19 protein-coding genes and 1 tRNA gene are annotated in these 20,615 nt (G+C 40.9%); 14 read left to right on the forward strand and 6 right to left on the reverse strand.

The genetic code is table 11. The features are described from left to right. Positions 1–36: 36 nt before the first annotated feature. The 3 genes from RM553_RS11145 to RM553_RS11155 all read left to right on the forward strand — a co-directional run bounded on the left by RM553_RS11145 (position 37) and on the right by RM553_RS11155 (position 1,396). Positions 37–258 carry a hypothetical protein gene (locus RM553_RS11145; RefSeq protein WP_311535007.1) on the forward strand — a complete coding sequence of 74 codons (222 nt, stop codon included), beginning with the start codon at positions 37–39 and terminating at the stop codon, positions 256–258. Positions 259–301: 43 nt separating this feature from the next. Next, on the forward strand, positions 302–922 hold the full coding sequence (locus RM553_RS11150) for a metallophosphatase domain-containing protein (protein ID WP_311535008.1): 621 nt from the start codon (positions 302–304) through the stop codon (positions 920–922). A gap of 141 nt (positions 923–1,063) precedes the next feature. Next, positions 1,064–1,396 carry a hypothetical protein gene (locus tag RM553_RS11155; RefSeq protein WP_311535009.1) on the forward strand — a complete coding sequence of 111 codons (333 nt, stop codon included), beginning with the start codon at positions 1,064–1,066 and terminating at the stop codon, positions 1,394–1,396. A gap of 33 nt (positions 1,397–1,429) precedes the next feature. On the opposite strand, the gene RM553_RS11160 is transcribed toward RM553_RS11155, so the two are convergent. After that, positions 1,430–1,837 (reverse strand): response regulator, encoded by a 408-nt coding sequence (locus tag RM553_RS11160; protein ID WP_311535010.1) that lies wholly within the window; start codon positions 1,835–1,837, stop codon positions 1,430–1,432. Positions 1,838–2,529: 692 nt separating this feature from the next. Here RM553_RS11160 and RM553_RS11165 point away from each other — a divergent pair. The 6 genes from RM553_RS11165 (at position 2,530) to RM553_RS11190 (ending at position 6,361) form a co-directional block, all read left to right on the forward strand. Further along, the gene (locus RM553_RS11165) at positions 2,530–3,117 is read left to right on the forward strand and encodes a YceI family protein (protein ID WP_311535011.1); all 588 of its coding nucleotides are present in this window, start codon (positions 2,530–2,532) and stop codon (positions 3,115–3,117) included. A gap of 28 nt (positions 3,118–3,145) precedes the next feature. Continuing rightward, positions 3,146–4,429, forward strand: a complete 1,284-nt coding sequence (locus RM553_RS11170) for a hypothetical protein (RefSeq protein WP_311535012.1) — start codon at positions 3,146–3,148, stop codon at positions 4,427–4,429. A 102-nt stretch (positions 4,430–4,531) separates the two neighbouring features. Next, complete coding sequence (locus RM553_RS11175) at positions 4,532–5,113, forward strand: YceI family protein (RefSeq protein WP_311535013.1); 582 nt, start codon at positions 4,532–4,534, stop codon at positions 5,111–5,113. A 174-nt stretch (positions 5,114–5,287) separates the two neighbouring features. Next, positions 5,288–5,587: a thioredoxin gene (gene trxA, locus RM553_RS11180; RefSeq protein ID WP_311535014.1), complete on the forward strand. Its 300-nt coding sequence runs from the start codon at positions 5,288–5,290 to the stop codon at positions 5,585–5,587. Positions 5,588–5,692: 105 nt separating this feature from the next. Next, the gene (locus RM553_RS11185; protein WP_311535015.1) at positions 5,693–5,977 is read left to right on the forward strand and encodes a hypothetical protein; all 285 of its coding nucleotides are present in this window, start codon (positions 5,693–5,695) and stop codon (positions 5,975–5,977) included. Then, the gene (locus RM553_RS11190) at positions 5,978–6,361 is read left to right on the forward strand and encodes a group III truncated hemoglobin (protein WP_311535016.1); all 384 of its coding nucleotides are present in this window, start codon (positions 5,978–5,980) and stop codon (positions 6,359–6,361) included. Between the two features lie 65 nt (positions 6,362–6,426). Here RM553_RS11190 and RM553_RS11195 read toward each other — a convergent pair whose 3' ends face one another. The 3 genes from RM553_RS11195 to RM553_RS11205 form a co-directional block, all read right to left on the reverse strand. Next, positions 6,427–7,479, reverse strand: a complete 1,053-nt coding sequence (locus tag RM553_RS11195) for a response regulator (RefSeq protein WP_311535017.1) — start codon at positions 7,477–7,479, stop codon at positions 6,427–6,429. A 24-nt stretch (positions 7,480–7,503) separates the two neighbouring features. Continuing rightward, positions 7,504–8,757, reverse strand: a complete 1,254-nt coding sequence (locus RM553_RS11200; protein WP_311535018.1) for a sensor histidine kinase — start codon at positions 8,755–8,757, stop codon at positions 7,504–7,506. 375 nt (positions 8,758–9,132) lie between these two features. Further along, positions 9,133–9,205, reverse strand: a tRNA-Gln gene (locus tag RM553_RS11205). A 270-nt stretch (positions 9,206–9,475) separates the two neighbouring features. On the opposite strand from RM553_RS11205, the gene RM553_RS11210 reads away from it, so the two are divergent. Together RM553_RS11210 and RM553_RS11215 are read left to right on the forward strand one after the other, a co-directional pair. Beyond that, positions 9,476–12,790, forward strand: coding sequence for a DUF2723 domain-containing protein (locus tag RM553_RS11210; protein WP_311535019.1), 3,315 nt, complete (start codon positions 9,476–9,478; stop codon positions 12,788–12,790). A 73-nt stretch (positions 12,791–12,863) separates the two neighbouring features. Then, positions 12,864–13,553 carry a polysaccharide deacetylase family protein gene (locus RM553_RS11215; protein ID WP_311535020.1) on the forward strand — a complete coding sequence of 230 codons (690 nt, stop codon included), beginning with the start codon at positions 12,864–12,866 and terminating at the stop codon, positions 13,551–13,553. Here RM553_RS11215 and RM553_RS11220 read toward each other — a convergent pair. Both RM553_RS11220 and RM553_RS11225 read right to left on the reverse strand, forming a co-directional pair. Then, a complete protein-coding gene (locus tag RM553_RS11220) occupies positions 13,550–13,846 on the reverse strand; it encodes a thioredoxin family protein (protein ID WP_311535021.1) in 297 nt (98 codons plus the stop codon). The two genes, RM553_RS11215 and RM553_RS11220, sit on opposite strands and share 4 nt — an antisense overlap. Before the next feature lie 73 nt (positions 13,847–13,919). Further along, entirely contained in the window at positions 13,920–15,143 is a 1,224-nt protein-coding gene (locus tag RM553_RS11225) for a metallophosphoesterase (protein WP_311535022.1), read from the reverse strand. Positions 15,144–15,329: 186 nt separating this feature from the next. On the opposite strand from RM553_RS11225, the gene RM553_RS11230 reads away from it, so the two are divergent. From RM553_RS11230 to polA, 3 genes are all read left to right on the forward strand, one after another. Then, on the forward strand, positions 15,330–16,298 hold the full coding sequence (locus RM553_RS11230) for an isoaspartyl peptidase/L-asparaginase family protein (RefSeq protein ID WP_311535023.1): 969 nt from the start codon (positions 15,330–15,332) through the stop codon (positions 16,296–16,298). Positions 16,299–16,315: 17 nt separating this feature from the next. After that, on the forward strand, positions 16,316–17,626 hold the full coding sequence (locus RM553_RS11235; protein WP_311535024.1) for a sugar MFS transporter: 1,311 nt from the start codon (positions 16,316–16,318) through the stop codon (positions 17,624–17,626). Positions 17,627–17,722: 96 nt separating this feature from the next. Next, on the forward strand, positions 17,723–20,551 hold the full coding sequence (gene polA, locus RM553_RS11240) for a DNA polymerase I (RefSeq protein ID WP_311535025.1): 2,829 nt from the start codon (positions 17,723–17,725) through the stop codon (positions 20,549–20,551). Positions 20,552–20,615: the final 64 nt, after the last annotated feature.

A 20,615-nucleotide genomic window follows, 5' to 3' on the forward strand; every position in this document is an offset into this window, starting at 1 on the left:
TTTTTGATTGTATCTTTGCAATAAACCGGCACACCAATGTTATTAAAGCTAAGTATAAAAATAGGATTTATTGCCATAGAACTCTTCCTGGGCTTCTATAGTATTATTCTTAGCGATAGTCTTTTGGTGAAATTTATTTTTTTTGTGGTCACAGCTATAATGATAGCCTTTGCTGTAACCAAGGTTGTAGATAAATTACTTCCCGCAGATAAAGATTATATCTCCCCAGAAAATTCGGAGCAGTTGCAAGACAAGTAATGCAACTCTTCTGCAAAAGCTTTAATTTTTTATCCTGGTTCCTATGACTGTCACGTGTATTTCAGACACACATAATAAACACCACGAACTGAACTTACCTGATGCCGATGTGCTCGTACATGCGGGGGATTTTACCGAAAGAGGTACAAGAAAAGAAACCGAAGACTTTTTAAACTGGTTATCTTCACAACCCCACGAGCATAAAATATTTATAGCGGGAAACCATGATTTTTATTTTGAAAAAGAAATAAAACCGGAGAAACTGGTTCCCCCAAATGTGCATTACCTCAACAATAGCGGAATTCAGATTAAGGATTTTAATTTTTGGGGATCACCTGTAACACCTGGAAAGGCGGGCTGGGCTTTTAACAGGGAAAGAGGTGATGAAATAAGAAAGTACTGGAACCTTATTCCAGGTGAGACAGATGTTCTTATCACCCACACTCCACCATATAAGATTATGGATGTACTGGACGACGGCACCCATATTGGCTGCGAAGAACTTAAAAGAAAACTGAAAAAAATAAAGGTAAAATTGCACATCTTTGGCCATCTTCATAACTCGTATGGCTCTGTAAGAATCGCGGACACTCTTTTTGTAAACGCCAGTTGCCTGGACCAAAGGTATCGCCATATTAATATTCCCCTTACCTACTCTGTTTAGTCTTAAGAAGAATTTAAAGCAGCAGCATTCGAGTTAAAAAATTATTAAGTAATGCTTAATTACCTTTTTTTTAACATCAAATAAGCTTTCTCCTAGTAACTTAGCCCCCGGATCTAAAAAGAAATCACAACTAACTAAGATATGGATAACACCTTTACACCTACAGAATTAATAGAAGAGGTTAAAAATCTTATTTCTTTTAGTATTTCTAACCTTGAGGCGGAGAAATCGAATTTCACGATTATGCACAGAGCGATCATTAAAAAATATTTTGAGGCGAAAAATGTAAAAATTGATTATGAGAAGCAACAGGTGGAAATGCAAATTCCAGTGGGAAGAAAGAAGTATACACGTATAACCTTTGAATGCCAGAACATCGAAAGATTTCTGAAAGCCTGTCTTAAAGAGGATGAGAAGAATTTGTACTTCTACCAGGACTTGCTTTCACATTATAATGTAATTGTAGCTGCATAAAATAAAACTTCGGCAAAGGCTGAAGTTTTATTTTTATGCAGAACTTTTGCTTTTATCCAAAGCCTCCCCAATCTCCTTCAATTTCGCCACACTTAGCGGCTTACTCAAAAACTCAAATATTTCCTCATATGTCCTGGCCTTTTCAACATCAGAGCTTGCTATAGAAGAAGTCACTACGTAAATACGGGTTTCTGTTGAAAAACCTGGCCTTAGCTTTCGCATTCTCTCTATAAACTGCCATCCATCAACTTCAGGCATATTAATATCCAACAGAATAATATCCGGAAGGGCCTTATTAAAATCCTGGAAATCCTCAAGAGCCATTACAGCACTGCAATATTTTTTTTTCTCTTTAAACAAACCAGTTCTACAGATAAGCTTATGCATAATCATCTGGTAAATATCATCATCATCTATTACACCTATACTCCACTTCCCCATTACTTATATTATACTTAAAGATAGTTTCCTATCGGTTTTTATTTTCCATACAGACTTCTGACTTAAAGGCATAACTGATATCTTTATTTCCAACATCTTATGCCTCCTCCTTCTCCCGATCGTTTACCAAAAGTCATACAGCCAGAACATTTTTCCGGAGTATTTGCTCTTATCAATTCCTGTACCAGATTCTTTTAATTCCCCGTTCCTTCAAAAATTTTCAGCTGTACGCATCAGGTAATGGTTCGAAACCAAAGAAGGAATAGTGACATAAAATTTTTTTTAAGGAATTGTTCATATTCCACTCCACCCTTCAATTTTTATTTTAGTTTCCTGCTTTTCATGGTTATACGCCAACTGCCAGTCTTTTTTTCCATACAAATAAACACGCAAAGCCATAACAGGAATACAACCTCTTATACAAGCGGAAAGGGAATTGATGGTAATGTTTTTTTCACAAGGCTCCCGGACACTGCTAAAATAGCTTAGAAGACCGTTTTTATACCGGCTCGAATATACAAAAATGGGCAAAATGATCTGAAAACAATAAAGCAACTACTCCCCTTTTTGAATCAGGCATTTCAAACCTTTTCGCTGTCAAGCCTGAATATAAATCAATCTAAAGCTGATTATCGTCATAATTTCCCCGCCATTCTTGCCCCAAATTTGTATCAAATTAAAAACAAGAAACCATGAATACTTTTAAAAACTATTGGTTGGCAGCAGGAAGCTTTCTTCTCATGATGATTTCAGTTTCAACAACCGCACAAACATTCGACGTAAAAAAAACAGGTTCTAATATGAAGATTGAGGGCACATCCAATATTCACGATTGGGAAATAGAAGCCGAAGATTTTGAAGGAACACTTAACGCCGAATTAAAAGATGGCCAGTTAACTCAAATTAAAAATCTTGAATTTACAGTAATAGCAGAAAGCCTTAAAAGCGGAAAAGGTGCAATGGATAAAAACACCTATAAAGCTTTGGAAACAGATAAACACAAGAAAATCACTTACACCCTTAACAAAGTCAAAAACATAGATTGTACCTCCAGCGAAAAATGCGTGGTAACCACCAGCGGGTATTTAACAATTGCAGGTACAAAAAACCCTGTAGACATCACCTTTACCGCGAAAGTAGAAAATAATAAGATCGTGCTTTCAGGCAGCGAAAAAGTAAAGATGTCTGAATATAAGATCGATCCGCCCACCGCCATGTTTGGCGCGATTACCACCGGTGACGAAGTGAAAATTGAATTTCAAACTACTTTTTCAAAATAACTATTTCAACCTTTCAAAATAAACTAAAATGAAAAATCTACTTAAATATTCAGGTGTCGTATTTGCTCTTTGCTTAGGATTGCAAATGCAGTCCCAGGAAAATAACTTATGGGACAGGGATTTCCCTAATTTCAGGTATCCGGACCAGAGAGGTATCTCAGATTTTGAACCTAACAAGGATACTATAACAGATTTTAATGGCATTAACGTGCGAGTGGGAGGCGCTTTTGCCCTGCAGTTCCAGGCGATAGATCAGGAAAATTCTGGTAATGCCGCCACTCCCGCTTTGGCTGATATTGGCGAAAATTTCAACCTTGCCACCGCTAACCTGGATTTTGATGTGATGCTGTATGATGGAGTGAGGTTACACCTTAGAACCTATCTTTCTTCTCAACACCACAATGAGACCTACGTAAAAGGGGGTTACCTTCAAATAGACAAACTGGATTTTATAAGCGAAGGCTTTGCCCAGGGGCTTATGGACCACATGAGGATTAAAATAGGCCATATGGAAAACAACTATGGCGATGCGCATTTCCGCAGGACAGATAACGCCATGGCACTTTACAACCCTTTTGTTGGAAACTATTTAATGGATAGTTTTACTACTGAAGTTGGTGTGGAAGTATATTATTTTAACAATGGCTTTTTAGGAATGCTTGGTGCTACCAACGGTAAATTGAACCAGAACGTTACCAACCCGGGAACTACAAGCCCGTCTTTACTGGCAAAAATTGGATACGATAAAAATTTAAGCGATGATTTCAGGTTCAGGTTAACAGGGTCTGTGTACCACACCAACCAAACCTCAAGCGCATATCTTTACAGCGGTGACCGTGCAGGGTCACGCTACTACAGCTTAATGACGACTCCTGAAGGTGCCGGTGATGGCTTTAGATCTGCCAGGATAAACCCTAACCTTAGAAATGAACTGACTTCTGTAATGATTAACCCGTTCTTAAAATTTGGCGGACTTGAATTCTTCGGAATCTATGAAAGGGCTTCAGGAAAACTTGCCGCCGAAACAGATGAAAGGGTGTGGAACCAATATGCCGGCGAATTGATTTACCGCTTTGGAAATACTGAAAACTTTTATATAGGAGGACGTTACAATTCCGTAAATGGGGAACTGGAAACCGGCGAAGATGTGACTGTAGACCGTTACAACATTGGTGCAGGATGGTTTATGACCAAAAATATCCTTAGTAAAATTGAATATGTAAACCAGGAATACAACGATTATCCTACAACCGACATCCACAACGGAGGTAAGTTTAACGGGGTAGTGTTTGAAGCAGTGATCAGCTTCTAAAAGAATTGAATTAGCCAGAAGTGGGGGGACAAATGTCTCCCCACTTTTATTAAAAATCTGCCCAAAGTCGCTGCCTGTAAAGCAAAATTAAAAACTGAAGCTATGAAAAATGCAATTTTATTATTTCTTCTTGGCATTGTTACCTCAACCTGCTTTTCCCAAAATAAATTTGAACAAAAAACAATACAGGTCCTTCCCGAAAGCACCCTGAATATAAGCGGGGATACCAATATTAGTGCCTTCCACTGCGAGTTTGACACTTTACTGCTCAAGGGGAAACATGAATTTCAGTATTCTGAAGAAAACGGAAGTATTTATTTTAAAAATGCCGTCCTCAATTTGAAAAATAATGGCTTTGATTGTGGTAACAGGGCGATTAATAAAGATTTTAATTCCCTTATGCAAACTGAAAAATATCCCGGTATAAAACTGGAGCTTAAAAAAGTCTCTTTTGATCAAGACGATAATGCAATGGCCAGGGTAAATATTAGAATGGCCGGCAGGGAAAAAAGCTATATTATTCCGATAACAATTACAGATTGCCCCACCCCTAATTATAAAGGGACTCTTAACCTGAATATCAAAGATTTTGGATTGGAACCTCCCCGAAAATTATTCGGCTTAATTGTGATTAAAGATGAAATTGAGATCAATTTCAACCTTGTAGTAAAGCCAAAGAAATAAAACCAATTCCCGCGTTTCCTGTCAGCTTCAGAAACAATTACAACAATAATATTAGGAGAAAGTATTTTCCGCATAGAAACACTGATTTTTCGTAATTTTAAATGTAAAAGTCCTTAAAAAAGCCGTGTTCGATTTTTATCGGTTTTCGGCATTTTTATTAAAAATTCAGTTGTTATGAAAAGTAAATTCAGCGAGATTATAAATGATGTAAAACCGGTATTGGTAGATTTTTACGCCGACTGGTGCGGCCCGTGTAAAACACTTGCTCCTATTCTTAAAGATGCCAAAGCTACTCTGGGGGAAGAAGTGAAAATTGTAAAAATAGATGTGGACAAAAACCAGGAGCTGACGGGAAAATACCAGGTAAGGGGCGTGCCCACCATGATTTTGTTTAAACAAGGGCAACAGCTTTGGAGGCAAAGCGGAGTGCTACCCAAAGACGAAATTGTAAAAATTGTACGCTCACATTCCTGAATAGCATCTAATTAAGCACAAGCAAATAACGCTTAATATGATTACAGTCATATTTTAGCCTGGGCTTTCATGGTAATTTTACACCATAATTAAAAAAGAAATATCATGAAACTCTATCAAGACTTTGTAGCTAATTTCCAGGAATCTTATTATGGATATGTGAGTGCGGGAATAATTATTTCCAGTTGTATGGGCGCCGTTGCCGCGATGATGATCCTTATGAACGGCCACACTTTGACGAATATGATCCAACTGTTTTTTGTAGTTGCCGTATCTATGGGCTTTAATGCCGCAGTACTGGCTCAATTAAAATCAAAGCACGTGGTAAACTCCTTTATAGCCAGCTGCCTGTTAAGTGCAGTATTAATCGCTGTAAATGTGCCCCTGTAAATGAAAAGGGATCTTAAGGACAGGAAAGACGTATATACTTTGGTATCTTCCTTTTATAACAAAGTGAGGAAAAACCGCGAAATAGGTTACTTTTTCAACAACAGTATAAAAGATTGGGATGCCCATCTCAATAAACTAACTGATTTTTGGGAAAGTAACCTTTTCTTTACCGGAAGTTACAGGGGAAACCCCCAATTTGCCCACGTAAAAGCAGATCATGAGAATCATAATAAGATAAATGAATATCACTTCGGGGTTTGGTTAAACCTTTGGTTTGAAACCATTAATGAAAACTTCAGTGGAGAATTGGCCGAAAGGGCAAAACACAATGCCAGAAAAATGTCTACTCATCTTTATCTGAAGATTTTTAGCTGCAGGCACTGATGGTGTCCATTTTCAAAAAAAGTCATTTCAGCTATTCATCATCTGCAAAATTCTGCACTGCAGTGTCAAACCACAGCTCTTAGAGCCTGGGAATCCAGCAGTTTTATATTTCTGCCCTCTATTTCTATCATGCCTTCTTTCTTAAAATCTGAAAGTGTCCTGATAAGGCTTTCGGGAGCCATTCCTGCCACGCCGGCAAGATCGGCACGCGAAATCCGGATGCTCTTAAGCGGATGTTTTTTTATTTTTTCAGCAAAAAGCAAAATGGTATTAGCCGTCTTTTTTCGAACCGATCCATAGGCCATTCCCATCAATTGTTCTTTTAGGCCAGATAAGTTATTGCTTAGCACCTCTACCAGCTCCAGCGTCACCCTACCATTGTTGGCCAGGATCTTGTGCAATTCTTCCTTAGAAACAGCATAAAGCTGCGTATCTTCCATGGCTGTGGCAAAATCTTCGTATGATGCTGCGGAATTAAAGGACATATTTCCAAAGAAATCATCTTCCTTAAAAAGCTCCGTAATCAACTCTTTTCCCTGGCTGTCTATTCTATGCACTTTTACCACTCCGCGCTTTACCAGGTAAAAATAACTGGATTGCCGGCCAGGTTCATAAATATTGTCACCCTTTTTAAATTCCAGCAACTCATAATTGGCCAGAATGCTGCGCAAATCTTCTATTCCTTTTAAACCGGTGTTTCCGGCAACAGGGGCAGTTTCCTTTTTTTCTCTTTTGAAGGAATTAAGAATAGAAACCTTTGCCAGCCTGCTTTCTATGGCACTCAGCAGGTCTTCTTCTTCAAAAGGCTTGGTGAGATAATCATCTGCGCCCAAATCCATTCCTTTACGAATGTCTTTATGCTCTGTTTTTGCTGAAAGGAATATAAAAGGAATATTTATGGTTTCTTCATTTTTGCTCAATTCCTGCAACACACCATAACCATCCATTTCCGGCATCATAATGTCACAAACGATGATATCGGGCAAATTTGCTTTTGCCTTTTCCACGCCCTGCCTCCCGTTGGAAGCCGTAAGCACATCATAATCTGAAAGTTCCAGAAGTTCAGCAGTGTTTTCCCTAACGGTAACGTCGTCTTCTATTAGCAATACTTTTTTCATAGTAATAGCATTTGTAATTCTATATTAAGGTGTTAGGATAGGAACTTTTACCGTAAACGTGGTACCTTTATTTTGCTTACTCACAAAATTGATGCTTCCACCAAGATTTTCCAGGTGTGTTTTGGCAATATTCAAACCTATCCCTGTACCCTGGTCCAGGAGAGCATTTTCCGCCCGAAAGTAACGTTCAAAAATATGTTTTTGATCTTTCTCCGGAATTCCGATTCCCTCATCTTCCACCACAAAACTAACCTGTTTTTCTGCCGCTTTCACCCTAAATTTGATTAAGGTATCTTCAGGGGAATATTTAATGGCATTGCCCAAAAGATTTGAAAGAATAAGCTCCAGTATCTTTTCGTCCTGGTAAAGCATCCTGTCTTCAATATCTTTGGGATAACTAATTTCCTGCCCGTGCTTTAGGGTAATATTGGCGTTGTAAACCACCTCATTTATAAGCCGCTTCAGGCTGAAGGAAGTGTATTTATACTGGCCTTTCCCGGTTTCAAGCCGCTCTATGGAAAGAAAGTCATTAAGAATATTGTTTAAATAATGCACCTTATTCCTGATAGTCCCCAGGTGCTTTTCCCGTTTTTCCTGTTGTTCCGTTTTGGTATATTTCTCAGCCAGAGTAGCTGAAGTCAGGATTCCGCTAAGAGGGGTTTTAAATTCGTGGGAAACAAGGGAAAGAAATTTCGTTTTCAGCTCATTTAGTTCCTTTTCTTTCTGGAGGGCATCTTTTATTTTACGTTCTGCCGCTTTTCGCTTCTGAATTTCATCTTCAAGATTGAGGTTGACACTTTGAAGTTTTTCAACACTCTCCTGCAGCTCTTTCGTGCGCACCTGGATTTTTTCTTCTAATTGAGTGTTGAGTTCCCTTATTTGACGTTGGTTTTCTTTACGTACCGTAATATCTATAATTAAAGACATCACATATTCTTTCCCGTCTATTTCAAAAGGATTTAGCCCTGCTTCTACCGGGAATTTTGCCCCGTCTTTCTTGAGGCCATGTAAATCCCGGCCATGCCCCATTTGCCTTTTTTCACTGTTCTTTAAAAAATGGTTAAAATGTTTGCCATGATTAGGCCGGTAATTTCTGGGAATAAGCAAATTTAGAGGTTGGCCCAGCAGCTCCCCCTTCTCATAACCAAACATAATTTCTGCAGCTCCGTTTGCAGCTATTACCGTCTGGGAAGCATCTACTACAATAATCCCTTCTGAAGCGGCCTCAAAAAGTACATTGAAAACATTTTTATTCTTAAAAAAGTCGTTTTGCTCCACCAGGATTTACTTTCTCACGAAAATACAAAAGCCAGGAATAAAATGAGAATCTATATTCACCTTTCCGCAGAAATTTCTCCCGTCATCCTTTTCCCTTCACTCTACTGAAGCAGATGGCTTTCAACAGGAAGGTTCATTTAACTAAGACACTATGATTAACTCCTAAAGAATATTTTCTGCATCGACTGGAAAAACTTTTTGCTCAACCCTCTGAAAACATAAAACCGAACTGTTTTCACAATTCGGTTTCACATTTTTGTTGGCCTGCTAAGGCTTCTCCATCTTCCGCCTTCGCTACAATCGGGATAAATTATCGCCCATTATTTTTTAAAAAAGCAAAATCCGGTTTCAATCTTGAAACCGGATTTCTTTTTGTTGGCCTACTAGGGCTCGAACCTAGACTCTTCTGGACCAAAACCAGACGTGTTGCCAGTTACACCATAGGCCAATGCTTAAATGCGGATGCAAATTTAAAACAAACTTCTTTTTACACAAACAATTTTTAAAAAAATTAAAGAAAAAACTTCAAATTTCTTCCGAAGAGATTTTGGTACAGGAAATGAGGTGCTATATAATTGTATATAAAAGGAAAAATATTTTGTTTTAAACTCCGTTAATCAGGCATTCATATATTTATTATTAAATTCGCCACATTATATTATTATACCTGCAGGACATTCTGCTAGGCAAACACAATGAGATTCAAGCTTAGACAATAATGACAGATTTTAATTTTGGCAAGTGGAACAAAATACTGGGATGGCTGGTATTCACGATTGCCCTTGCCACTTATAGTTCAACCCTGGAGCCTACCGCAAGTTTTTGGGATGCGGGAGAATATATTGCAACCTCTGCCAATCTTGAAGTCGGCCACCCGCCCGGGGCACCGTTTTACCAGATGATGGGCGCTTTTTTTTCCACTTTTGCGCCAGATAACAGCAAAGTCGCCTTAATGGTTAACTTCATGTCTGGCCTGGCAAGTGCTTTCACCATTCTGTTTATGTTCTGGTCTATCACTTTGTTACTTCTAAAAATCACCGGGCCTGTCGCTAAAATTTCAACTTCAAAGAAGATGGCCATCCTGGGCAGTTCTATGGTTGGCTCACTTGCTTTTACCTTTACAGACAGTTTTTGGTTTAGCGCCGTAGAAGCCGAAGTTTACGCCATGGCCTCCTGTTTTATGGCTGTTATGTTTTATCTGGGGCTGCTGTGGGAAAGAGACATGTTTAAACCCAGGGGCCACCGTTGGCTGATTTTGATAAGCCTTGTAATAGGACTTTCTTTTGGAGTGCATTTTCTTAGTCTCCTCACAATTCCCGCCATTGGCTTCCTTTACTTCTTTAAAAACTATAAGAAAGTCACCGTTAAGAACTTCATAATCGCTAATTTCGTCGTGGTGGCAGTACTATTGTTCATTTTTAAACTTTTGTTGCCTTACACGCTTACCTTTTTTGCAGCTTCAGAAGTATTCTTCACTAACTCTCTGGGCATGCCGTTTAATACGGGAACAATTATCGCATTCCTGGTAATTATAGCTGCTTTTTACTTCGGAATAAACTATACCCGCAAAAAGAATTATTATCAGCTAAATACGCTTTTCCTCTGCATCCTGTTTATCCTGATTGGTTTTTCCAGCTGGATTATGCTGCCTATCCGTTCCAACGCTCCCACAGTAATCAACGAGAACAGTCCCGATAATGCCCGGGAACTGCTGGCATATTATAACCGGGAACAATACGGGGAAACCCACCTTTTTTACGGCCCTCAATGGTCTGAAATGTATTCCGGACTGGACGAGGACAATCCTTATATGGATGCCAAGCCTAAATATGAAAAAAATGAAGAGCTGGGCAAATACGTAATTGTTAATGATTACAAGAACGCAAGGCAGAATTTAGATGACGATCATAAGGCCTTTCTCCCAAGAATGTGGAGCACAGAACATGCTGTGAATTATATGGAATTCACCGGGCCGCTGGATTTCACGGTAAAACCGGAATACCAGGGAGAACAACAGTTAATGCAGGCCATTAATGAGTTTCGAACCAGTTATTCCCGGGGACAGCTTACCAATGAAGATTACCACAATTTCCTGCGCCGTTTCAGCGATTATATAAATGTCGAAAAACCATCCTTCGCTTCCAATATCGCCTACCTGCTGGAATACCAGATTGGCTATATGTACTGGCGCTATTTTATGTGGAATTTCGTGGGGCGGCAGGACGATATCCAGGGAAAATATACCGATATGAATGGAAACTGGATTAGCGGTATAGACTTTATAGATAAAATGCATGTAGGGCCGCAGGAAAACCTGCCCAGTGACGCTTTAAACAATGATGCCCGAAACACCTATTATTTCCTTCCGCTGATCTTAGGGTTAATCGGCTTTGTTTTTCAGCTTAAAAGGGATAAAAATAGTTTTTGGGTGTTACTGGTATTTTTCCTTTTTACCGGGATCGCCTTAAAAATCTACCTGAACGAGCGGCCCTTTGAACCCAGAGAACGGGATTATGCCCTGGTAGGTTCTTTTTACGTTTTTGCCATCTGGATTGGCTTTGGGGTTTATGCTCTTATAGATAAGCTAAAAGCTTTTGTGAAGCCAAAAATTGCCGTTCCTGTAGTAGTAATTGCAACGCTTCTTGCCGTGCCAACGCTTATGGCCAGTGAAAACTGGGATGATCACGATCGTTCCAATAAATTTACCGCGCTTGCCATGGCCAAGATGTACCTGGATTCGGTTGAAGAAAATGGGATAATTTTTACTATTGGGGATAATGATACCTTCGCCCTCTGGTATGCCCAGCAGGTCGAAAAATATCGTACAGATGTACGGGTGATCAATACCAGCCTCTTCGCCACCGACTGGTATATAGACCAGATGAAACGCAAGGCTTTTGAGAGTGATGCAATTCCCTCGCAACTGAGCCATGACTTTTACACCGGAAAAAATGATGCTATTTTCCTTGAACAGCGTACCAATGACACCCTGGAAATAGGCACATGGCTAAATTTTATCCAAAGCGACGATCCACGCACCAAGGCTGAACTTCAGGGAGGGCAGTCGGTAAATACTTACCCAACTCAGTTCGTGAGGATCCCTGTTGACAAACAGGCGGTGTTGGAAAACGGAATTGTTCAGCAGGATGAAGCGGGAGAAATTGTAGACCACATAGACATTAAAATAGATGGCAGGGTACTTTATAAGAATCGCCTCATGATGTTGGATATAATTGCCAACAATAACTGGGAACGCCCTATCTACTTCACGGGCGGCAGTTTTGGGGATGAAGATTACCTGTGGATGAAGGATTATCTTCAGCTGGAAGGTGTGGCATATAAGCTCGTGCCAATCCGCACGCCGGTAGACCCGCGTAATCCTTTTGATATGGGAAGGGTGAATACCGAAAAAATGTACAACATCGTCAAGAACTGGGATTGGGGCAATATGGGAGATCCTGATATTTATCATGATCCTGAAACCCGAAAAAATGCCATTACTTACAGAAGCAACCTGGCAAGACTGGTAGAAAACCTGCTCAGGGAAGAAGATACTACCGCCGCAAGGGAGATTCTTGATCTTGCTATGGAGAAAATGCCAATAGATGAATATGGCTATTATTCACTCCTGGAACCTTACATAAACGGTTATTATGAAGTAAATGAACCAGAAAGAGCAAGGGAAATCTGGGAGCAGGTAGCACAGAAATACCAAGAAAACCTGAAGTATTATAGTAGCTGGGACCTGGACCGGCAGTATCGTTATGCGGATGAAATTATCTCTAACATTGAGCGTTACCGCAGCCTGGTGGATCTCCTCGTAAGACAACAGGATGAAGAGATTGTTCGGGAAAAAGCTGAAGAATTTAATGAATACCTAAGAATGTTCAGGCATTTCTATGCAGAGGAAGAAGAAATTCCGGCAACCAACCCTCAGCAGGAAATAATTGAAGAACAATTTGACCCCGAGATGAACCCGCAGGGCAGGATAGATTCATTGCCCATAGATTCTCTGGAAGAAATTGAACAATAAAGCTGATATTGTCACAAATCTGCCAATTCTATTCGTGGATTTGTGGCAATTTTAGCACCTGCCCTTCCTGCTCATGAAGAAATTCCTGGTAAAATATCCTGCGGTTCTTAAATGGCTTTATCCTAAAAGAAAAACGCGGTTTAAAAATGCCAATATCATTTACCTCACTTTTGATGATGGCCCTGTTCCTGAAGTGACAACCTGGGTTTTGGACCTTCTGAAGAACTTTAATGCCAAAGCCACTTTCTTCTGCATAGGCGATAATGTTCAGAAACATCCCGATATCTTCAGAAGAATTATTGCTGAAGGACACACTGTAGGAAATCATACTTACAACCACCTCAACGGCTGGAAAACTTCCACTTTAGAATATATCAAAAATACCTTTCGGGCTGAAGAAATTATGAATGCTGAAGCAATAGAAAAGGGAAAAAGTAAAAGAGGGAATGACAAAACTAAAACCTCAGAACTACGAACTACAAACTTTAAATTCTTCCGCCCGCCTTACGGAAAAATAAAAAACAGCCAGGCACGCAAGCTTTCAAAAGCAGGATATACAATTGTAATGTGGGATATTATCAGCTATGATTTTAATCGGGGTTTACCTGAAGAAGAATGCCTTCAGAATGTGCTTAAATTTTCAAGAGAAGGCAGTATCGTAGTTTTTCACGACAGCCGGAAAGCATTTAAAAATTTAAAAAAAGTTTTGCCCAAGGTGCTGGAATATTTCAGTAGCAAAGGCTACAAATTCAGCAGTATTTAAGCATATTCCTGAAGCAGGTCTATAAGTGTATTGGCATCCTGTTCCCCGCTTTGTCTCCACTTCATCTCCCCGTCTTTATAGATCATCAAGGTAGGTAATATTTTTACCCTAAGCGCTTCAGCAAGCTGCGCATTCTTGTCTACATCTATTTTGATAACTTTCGCTTTATCGCCTAAAGCCGCCGCAACATCCCGGAGTATAGGATGCATAGCTTTTGAAGACTCATTCCAGTCAGTAAAAAAATCTAAAAGAACAGGAATATTTAAATCTACTAACTCCCCAAATTTTGACATATAAAGCGACTTTTATAATCTTCCGGAAAATCCCGAAATCAGATCCATTATCAAATATAATAATTTCCCTTTACTAAGCAGGTTTAGGCCCCTTTTTTAGCTCAATTACGGTAATCTCAGGCCATATTCCCACTCTCCCGGGATATGCCAGGAACCCGAACCCCCGGTTTACGTTAATTGCCCTTCCCAAATCTTCGTAAACTCCTGCCCAATGCTTGTACCGGTACTGCACCGGGCTCCACTTAATCCAGCCTGGGATCTCAATTCCAAATTGCATCCCGTGCGTATGGCCACTTAACGTAAGCTGGTAGTGCCTATCGTTATATCTTACCTTTTCTTCCCAATGCGAAGGATCATGGCTTAGCAGAATTTTAAACTCTTTTGCACTTAAACCCGCTCCTGCCTTGTCCAGATCTCCTTTCTTTTTAAATCCACCAGCTCCCCAGTTTTCAACTCCAACCAGGGCAATTTTTTCTCCATTCCTTTCAAGAAAACGATGCTCGTTAAGCAGTAAATCCCAACCCATTTCGGCATGAATGTTCTTTAGTCTTTCCAGATTGGCTTCTTTTGCCGCGGCACTTTCCCACTCAATATAATCTCCGTAATCATGGTTTCCAAGGATGGAAAAAACGCCATCCGGTGCGTTTATGGATGAAAATAGTTGTTTCCAGCCTTCCATTTCAGAAGCTTTGTTGTTCACCAAATCGCCGGTAAAAAAGATCACATCACTCTGCTGCTGCTTCAGCAGGTCTACCCCATATTTAATTTTTTCATGATTATCAAAACTGCCGCTGTGAATATCGCTAATCTGGCTAATACGGTACCCATCAAAAGCAGCGGGCAAATCCTCAAAATACATGGTATGTTTCAAAACCCTGAAGTTATACCTTCCTTTGTACATCCCGTAAAGCACCGAAGCAAATGGAATGGCGGCCAGCCCCAGCGCCACCTGACTTATAAATTTTCTTCTCGACGGGAGGCTAAAGTCATTGCCGGTATTTCCAACTTTTCTAACTGTACCCAAAACCAGCCTTCCTACATCTTCTCCCAACATAAAGATGAAGAAGATAAGTTTTGGCAAAAAGAACACTAGAAAAAAACCTATAGCGTAGGATTTGGCGCCAGCCCAGCCTTCCCCACTTCCAGTATTAAACTGGTAAATGATATTAGCCAACACAGCCAGTGAAAAGAACAAATAAATATAATAAACCCACGAATACCTGCTAATGGTTCTGAAGACCTGGTAAGCATAGATATCCAGCAGGACGTAAACAACCACAAAAATGACCCAACGCATGAAATTTCAGTTTTCGGCAAAGATAATTCTTAAGAACCCTTCCTATGTAAATTATCTGATTTTTAATCCGATAACGAAATAAGCAATTTTTATGCAAAAACAATCTTTCTTATCGCATAATTGGGCTTGTGTAATTAAAGCCGAAAGACTAACTTCTCGCCCGTTTAAAAACGCGTCTGCCGCCTGATGAAAAGAAGAAATTTTATTAAAACCACAGGAATGTCAGCTGCCGCCTTCGCCGCGACTCCGTCAGTTAGTTTAAAATCTTTAAATCCTTTTTCCACAATGCAAAACACCCCAATAAGTATCGCGACCTGGAATTTTCAAAAAGCCACCAAAAAAGCCGGAGAAATGTTATTCCAGGGAGCCAATGCGCTGGATGCGGTAGAACAGGGTGTGCGGGTAGAAGAGGCAAATCTCAAAAACACCACTGTGGGAAATGGCGGTGCGCCAGACAGGGATGGGAATGTTACCCTGGATGCATGCATTATGTCCCCGGAAGGCGATGCCGGCGCTGTAGTTTATCTGAAGCATATTGCCCACCCTGTTTCAGTAGCCCGAAAGGTAATGGAAGAAACGCCACACGTGATGCTTGCCGGCGAAGGAGCCTTGCAATTCGCTTTAGAAAATGGTTTTGAGAAGGTGGATCTTTTAACCGAAGAATCAGAAAAAGAATGGAAACAATGGCTGGAGCATAAACATTACAAGCCAATAATCAATATAGAGAATCATGACACAATTGGCATGTTGTGCATAGACGAAAAAGGTGATATCGCCGGAGCATGCACCACTTCTGGCCTTGCTTATAAAATGAACGGCCGCGTGGGGGATTCTCCAATTATTGGCGCCGGATTGTACCTGGACAACGAGATTGGCGGAGCTGTTGCCACCGGAATGGGAGAAGCAGTAATGAAAAGCGTTGGCAGTTTTTTAATTGTAGAATTAATGCGCCAGGGAAAATCTCCCCAGGAAGCCTGTGAAATTGCCGTAAAAAGGATTGTAGCACAAAACAGAAATTATGAGGATTTCCAGGTTGCCTTTGTAGCGCTTAACAAAAAAGGGGAAGTGGGTTCCTATTGTATTCATAAAGGTTTCTCCTATGCAAAATATCAAAACGGGGAAATTTCAAATAACCCCAGTCAATTTTATATCTAAACCAAGAATTAAATTAAATGAATCAAAAAAAATCTTACCGCACTGCATTTATATTTTTAACTGTACTTTTTTTTCTCTGGGGCTTTATTACCGTACTGGTAGATTCTCTTATTCCAAGGCTCCGTGAAGTTTTCACCCTAAGTTATTTCCAGGCCGGAATGGTACAGTTAGCCTTTTTTGGCGCCTTTTTCCTGCTTTCCATCCCCGCAGGATATATCCTGTCCAAAATAGGATATAAAAAAGGAATAATTCTGGGCCTTAGTACCATGGCCGTGGGATGCCTGCTTTTTTATCCCGCGGCTTCCTACAGGATCTTTGGAATATTTATGCTAGGGTACTTTATTTTGGCTGGTGGGATTACCATTCTTCAGGTTGCCGCAAATCCTTATGTAACCATCTTGGGACCTGAAAGTTCCGCTTCCAGCCGGCTCAATCTTTCACAGGCATTTAATTCTTTGGGAACCTCCATTGCCCCTCTTATTGGCGCTCTGTTTATCCTAAGTGATAAAGTAATGACTTCAGAAGAAATATCTTCCATGAATGCCGCCGAGCAGAAACAATATTATATTTCTGAAGCTGCCGCCGTACAGGAACCTTTTGTGGGAATTGCCATTTTTATTGCGGTTATTGCACTGGTTTTCGCGTTTGTAAAATTGCCCAAAATCGGGGACACTGCCGCTTCCAATGATTATGGAAAAGTGCTCAGGAATAAAAACCTTATGCTGGGAGCTGTTGGCCTTTTCTTTTACGTGGGGGCCGAAGTTGCGCTTGGAAGCTATATGGTAAATTACTTTCTAAGCCTTAACCTAAGTAACACCATTATCAACACTCCTTTTATGCGCACTATTGCAGAATGGCTGTTGTCTTCGGGAATTACAGAAGCCAGCAGTATGGCTGTAGTAGGCGTTTTCGTTACTTTTTACTGGACCGGCGCTATGATTGGTAGGTTTATTGGCTCCTATCTTACAAAAATCATGAACCCGGCCGTTGTGCTTAGCGCCTTTGCGGCCTGCGCAGTTACCATGCTCATCATCACCAATTTTACTGTGGGGCTGGTGGCTATGTGGAGCATTATAGCAGTAGGCCTTTTCAATTCCATTATGTTTCCAACCATTTTTAGCCTTGCACTGGACAGGTTAGGAGATGATAAACCCCAGGGCTCCGGGGTTTTATGCACCATGATTGTGGGCGGGGCAATTATCCCACCGGCTTATGGCTTTTTAGTGGACAGCTTCAGCTTTAACATTGCCTTTATCCTGGTAATGTGCTGCTATGCCTATATTTTCTACTACGGCTTCAGGAATAAGCGCCGGCAGGTAAGTATTTGATAAAACTGAAAGCCGTTCCCTATTTGAACGGCTTTTCTTTTAGTAAGATTATCTTTGTAGTTTTGAAACTTTCAGTAAAACAACATTTCCAAATATATGTCTTCTCAAAAACGATTATTTCTGGTTGATGCCTACGCGCTTATTTTCCGCGGATATTATGCCTTCATCAAAAATCCCAGGATCAATTCAAAAGGCTTTAACACTTCAGCAATAATGGGATTTATGAATTCCCTTTTTGACGTGATAAGAAGGGAAAAACCGGACCATCTCGCGGTTTGCTTTGATAAGGAAGGCAGCGCGGTGCGTACCGAAATGTTTACCGACTACAAGGCTAACCGGGATGCCACCCCCGAGCCCATTATGCAGGGAATCCCTATTATCCAGGATATCCTGAAAGCGATGCATATTCCCGTGGTGGAACTTCCAGGTTGCGAGGCCGACGATATTATTGGAACCCTGGCCAAACAGGCCGAAGGGGAAGGCTATAAAGTTTTTATGGTTACCCCCGATAAAGATTTTGCCCAATTGGTAACAGAAAATATTTTTATGTACCGCCCGGCAAGAATGGGGAACGGGATCGAAATTTGGGGAATTCCTGAAGTGCAGAAAAGATTTGCCGTAGAACGGCCGGAGCAGGTGATAGATTACCTGGGAATGATGGGTGATGCCGTAGATAATATCCCGGGTTTGCCTGGCGTTGGCGACAAAACTGCAAAAAAATTCCTGAAGGAATTCGGTAGCATGGAAGGGCTGTTGGCGGGCACAGATAAGCTGAAAGGAAAAATGAAAGAAAAGGTGATCACACATGCCGAACAGGGAATTCTTTCCAAGAAACTTGCCGCGATAATCACCGATTGTGATGTGAAATTTCACGCGGAAGATTATGAACTTTCCATGCCCGATGCCGAAAAGGTGCAGGAGATATTTGACGAGCTGGAATTCCGAAGGCTGAAGGACCAGTTTATAAAATTGTTCAGCGGGGAAGAAGACCATCCGCAAACACAGGTGAGCAATTCCCCTTCGGCTCAGCAAAACGCCCAAACGGCGGGAGCCGGGCAGTTTTCGCTCTTTGGTTCCGGGGATGCTGAAAAGATCGAGGCAACTTCAGGTCGAAAATCATTAGAAAACACAGCTCACGTATACCAGTCGGTTGCTACAGGAATGGCACAAAAGCTTTTTCTTCAGAATTTATTAAAGCAAAAAAGCGTGTGTTTTGAAACGGAAACTGACAGTGAGAATCCACTGGAAGCCTGTTTGATTGGAATCGCATTTTCCTGGGAAACCGGCAAAGGATTTTACCTTCCTTTTCCTGAAGATCAAAACGACGCGAAAGATTTGCTTGAGGAAGTTAGGCCTTTTTTTGAAGATGAAAACATTGAAAAAACAGGACAAAACCTGAAATACGATATAAAAGTCCTGGCAAAATATGGCGTAGAAATAAAAGGGCCGCTTTTTGATACCATGATCGCCCATTACCTTATTAATCCGGACATGCGCCACAATATGGATGTGCTGGCGGAAACTTATCTAAATTATTCCCCGCAGCCACTTTCGGAACTGGTGGGCAAAAAAGGCAAAAATCAGAAGAGCATGAGGGATATTCCGCTGGAAAAACAGTCGGAATATGCGGTGGAAGATGCCGATGTTACCCTTCAGCTAAAGCAGTTTTTTGAAAAGGAATTAACAGAAGCAAACACGCGAAAGCTTTTTGACGAGATTGAAATTCCGCTGGTTAGGGTGCTGGCAGACATGGAACTGGAAGGCATACGGCTGGACGAAAAATTTCTCGGCTCCCTTTCCGAAGCATTAAACCGCGACATTAAGGAACTGGAGGAAAAGATTTATGCCGATGCCGGGGAAGAATTTAATATTGGTTCCCCAAAACAGCTGGGAATTATTCTTTTCGAAAAAATGCAGCTCGTAAAAAAGCCGAAAAAGACCAAAACCGGCCAGTATTCTACCAGCGAAGATGTACTTTCGGCTTTGGCAAAAGACCATGAGATCATTCAGCGCGTCCTGGATTACCGGGGGCTCGTAAAGCTCAAAAACACTTATGTAGATGCTTTGCCCGGGCAAATTGAAAAAACCACCGGCCGCGTACATACAGATTATGTGCAGACCATCGCCGCTACGGGAAGGCTGAGCTCCAATAATCCCAACCTTCAGAATATCCCCATTAGAACAGAAAGAGGGCGCGAAGTTCGCAAGGCTTTTGTCCCGCGAGATGAAGAGCATATTCTCCTTGCCGCCGATTATTCGCAGATTGAACTGCGCATTATCGCTGCTTTAAGCAAGGAAGAAAACATGATAAAAGCCTTCCGCGAAGGCGAAGATATTCACGCTTCTACCGCCGCCCGCGTGTTTAACGTTCCTATTGAAGAAGTTACCCGGGAACAAAGGAGCAATGCCAAAACGGTAAATTTCGGGATCGTGTATGGGGTGTCGGCTTTTGGATTAAGCAACCAGACCAGTCTCTCCCGGTCGGAATCTAAAGAATTAATCGACACCTATTATAAAACTTACCCAATGCTAAGCAGTTATATTAGCGAACAGGTGGCGTATGCCAGGGAAAATGGATATGTACAAACAATCTTAGGCAGGAGAAGGTACTTAAAAGACATCAATTCCCATAATGCCATGGTGAGGGGCGCTGCAGAAAGGAATGCCGTGAATGCGCCAATTCAGGGCAGTGCGGCAGATATTATTAAACTGGCCATGATCAACATTCACCGCAAGCTGAAGAACAGCAATTACAAAACTAAAATGTTGCTACAGGTACATGATGAACTGGTTTTTGATGTTTATAAACCCGAACTGGAAGACGTGAAAAAGATGATAAAATCTGAAATGGAAAGTGCTTACACTATGGAAGTACCACTGGAAGTAGATATTTGCGCAGGAGAAAACTGGCTGGAAGCGCATTAATCATTTTTAATATTGCTGGGTGGTTTGAGATACATGTTCGTTTCGCAGCAAGAGATGAGGCAAA

The organism is Autumnicola tepida (assembly GCF_031846485.1).
Lineage (GTDB): Bacteria > Bacteroidota > Bacteroidia > Flavobacteriales > Flavobacteriaceae > Autumnicola > Autumnicola tepida.

Coding starts and splice junctions, on each gene's coding strand:
- RM553_RS11235 (WP_311535024.1), top strand. CDS start 16,316: ATGAATCAAAAAAAATCTTACCGCACTGCATTTATATTTTTAACTGTA.
- trxA (WP_311535014.1), top strand. CDS start 5,288: ATGAAAAGTAAATTCAGCGAGATTATAAATGATGTAAAACCGGTATTG.
- RM553_RS11210 (WP_311535019.1), top strand. CDS start 9,476: ATGACAGATTTTAATTTTGGCAAGTGGAACAAAATACTGGGATGGCTG.
- RM553_RS11175 (WP_311535013.1), top strand. CDS start 4,532: ATGAAAAATGCAATTTTATTATTTCTTCTTGGCATTGTTACCTCAACC.
- RM553_RS11195 (WP_311535017.1), bottom strand. CDS start 7,479: ATGAAAAAAGTATTGCTAATAGAAGACGACGTTACCGTTAGGGAAAAC.
- RM553_RS11150 (WP_311535008.1), top strand. CDS start 302: ATGACTGTCACGTGTATTTCAGACACACATAATAAACACCACGAACTG.
- RM553_RS11165 (WP_311535011.1), top strand. CDS start 2,530: ATGAATACTTTTAAAAACTATTGGTTGGCAGCAGGAAGCTTTCTTCTC.
- RM553_RS11215 (WP_311535020.1), top strand. CDS start 12,864: ATGAAGAAATTCCTGGTAAAATATCCTGCGGTTCTTAAATGGCTTTAT.
- RM553_RS11145 (WP_311535007.1), top strand. CDS start 37: ATGTTATTAAAGCTAAGTATAAAAATAGGATTTATTGCCATAGAACTC.
- RM553_RS11220 (WP_311535021.1), bottom strand. CDS start 13,846: ATGTCAAAATTTGGGGAGTTAGTAGATTTAAATATTCCTGTTCTTTTA.
- RM553_RS11225 (WP_311535022.1), bottom strand. CDS start 15,143: ATGCGTTGGGTCATTTTTGTGGTTGTTTACGTCCTGCTGGATATCTAT.
- RM553_RS11155 (WP_311535009.1), top strand. CDS start 1,064: ATGGATAACACCTTTACACCTACAGAATTAATAGAAGAGGTTAAAAAT.
- polA (WP_311535025.1), top strand. CDS start 17,723: ATGTCTTCTCAAAAACGATTATTTCTGGTTGATGCCTACGCGCTTATT.
- RM553_RS11230 (WP_311535023.1), top strand. CDS start 15,330: ATGAAAAGAAGAAATTTTATTAAAACCACAGGAATGTCAGCTGCCGCC.
- RM553_RS11185 (WP_311535015.1), top strand. CDS start 5,693: ATGAAACTCTATCAAGACTTTGTAGCTAATTTCCAGGAATCTTATTAT.
- RM553_RS11160 (WP_311535010.1), bottom strand. CDS start 1,837: ATGGGGAAGTGGAGTATAGGTGTAATAGATGATGATGATATTTACCAG.
- RM553_RS11190 (WP_311535016.1), top strand. CDS start 5,978: ATGAAAAGGGATCTTAAGGACAGGAAAGACGTATATACTTTGGTATCT.
- RM553_RS11170 (WP_311535012.1), top strand. CDS start 3,146: ATGAAAAATCTACTTAAATATTCAGGTGTCGTATTTGCTCTTTGCTTA.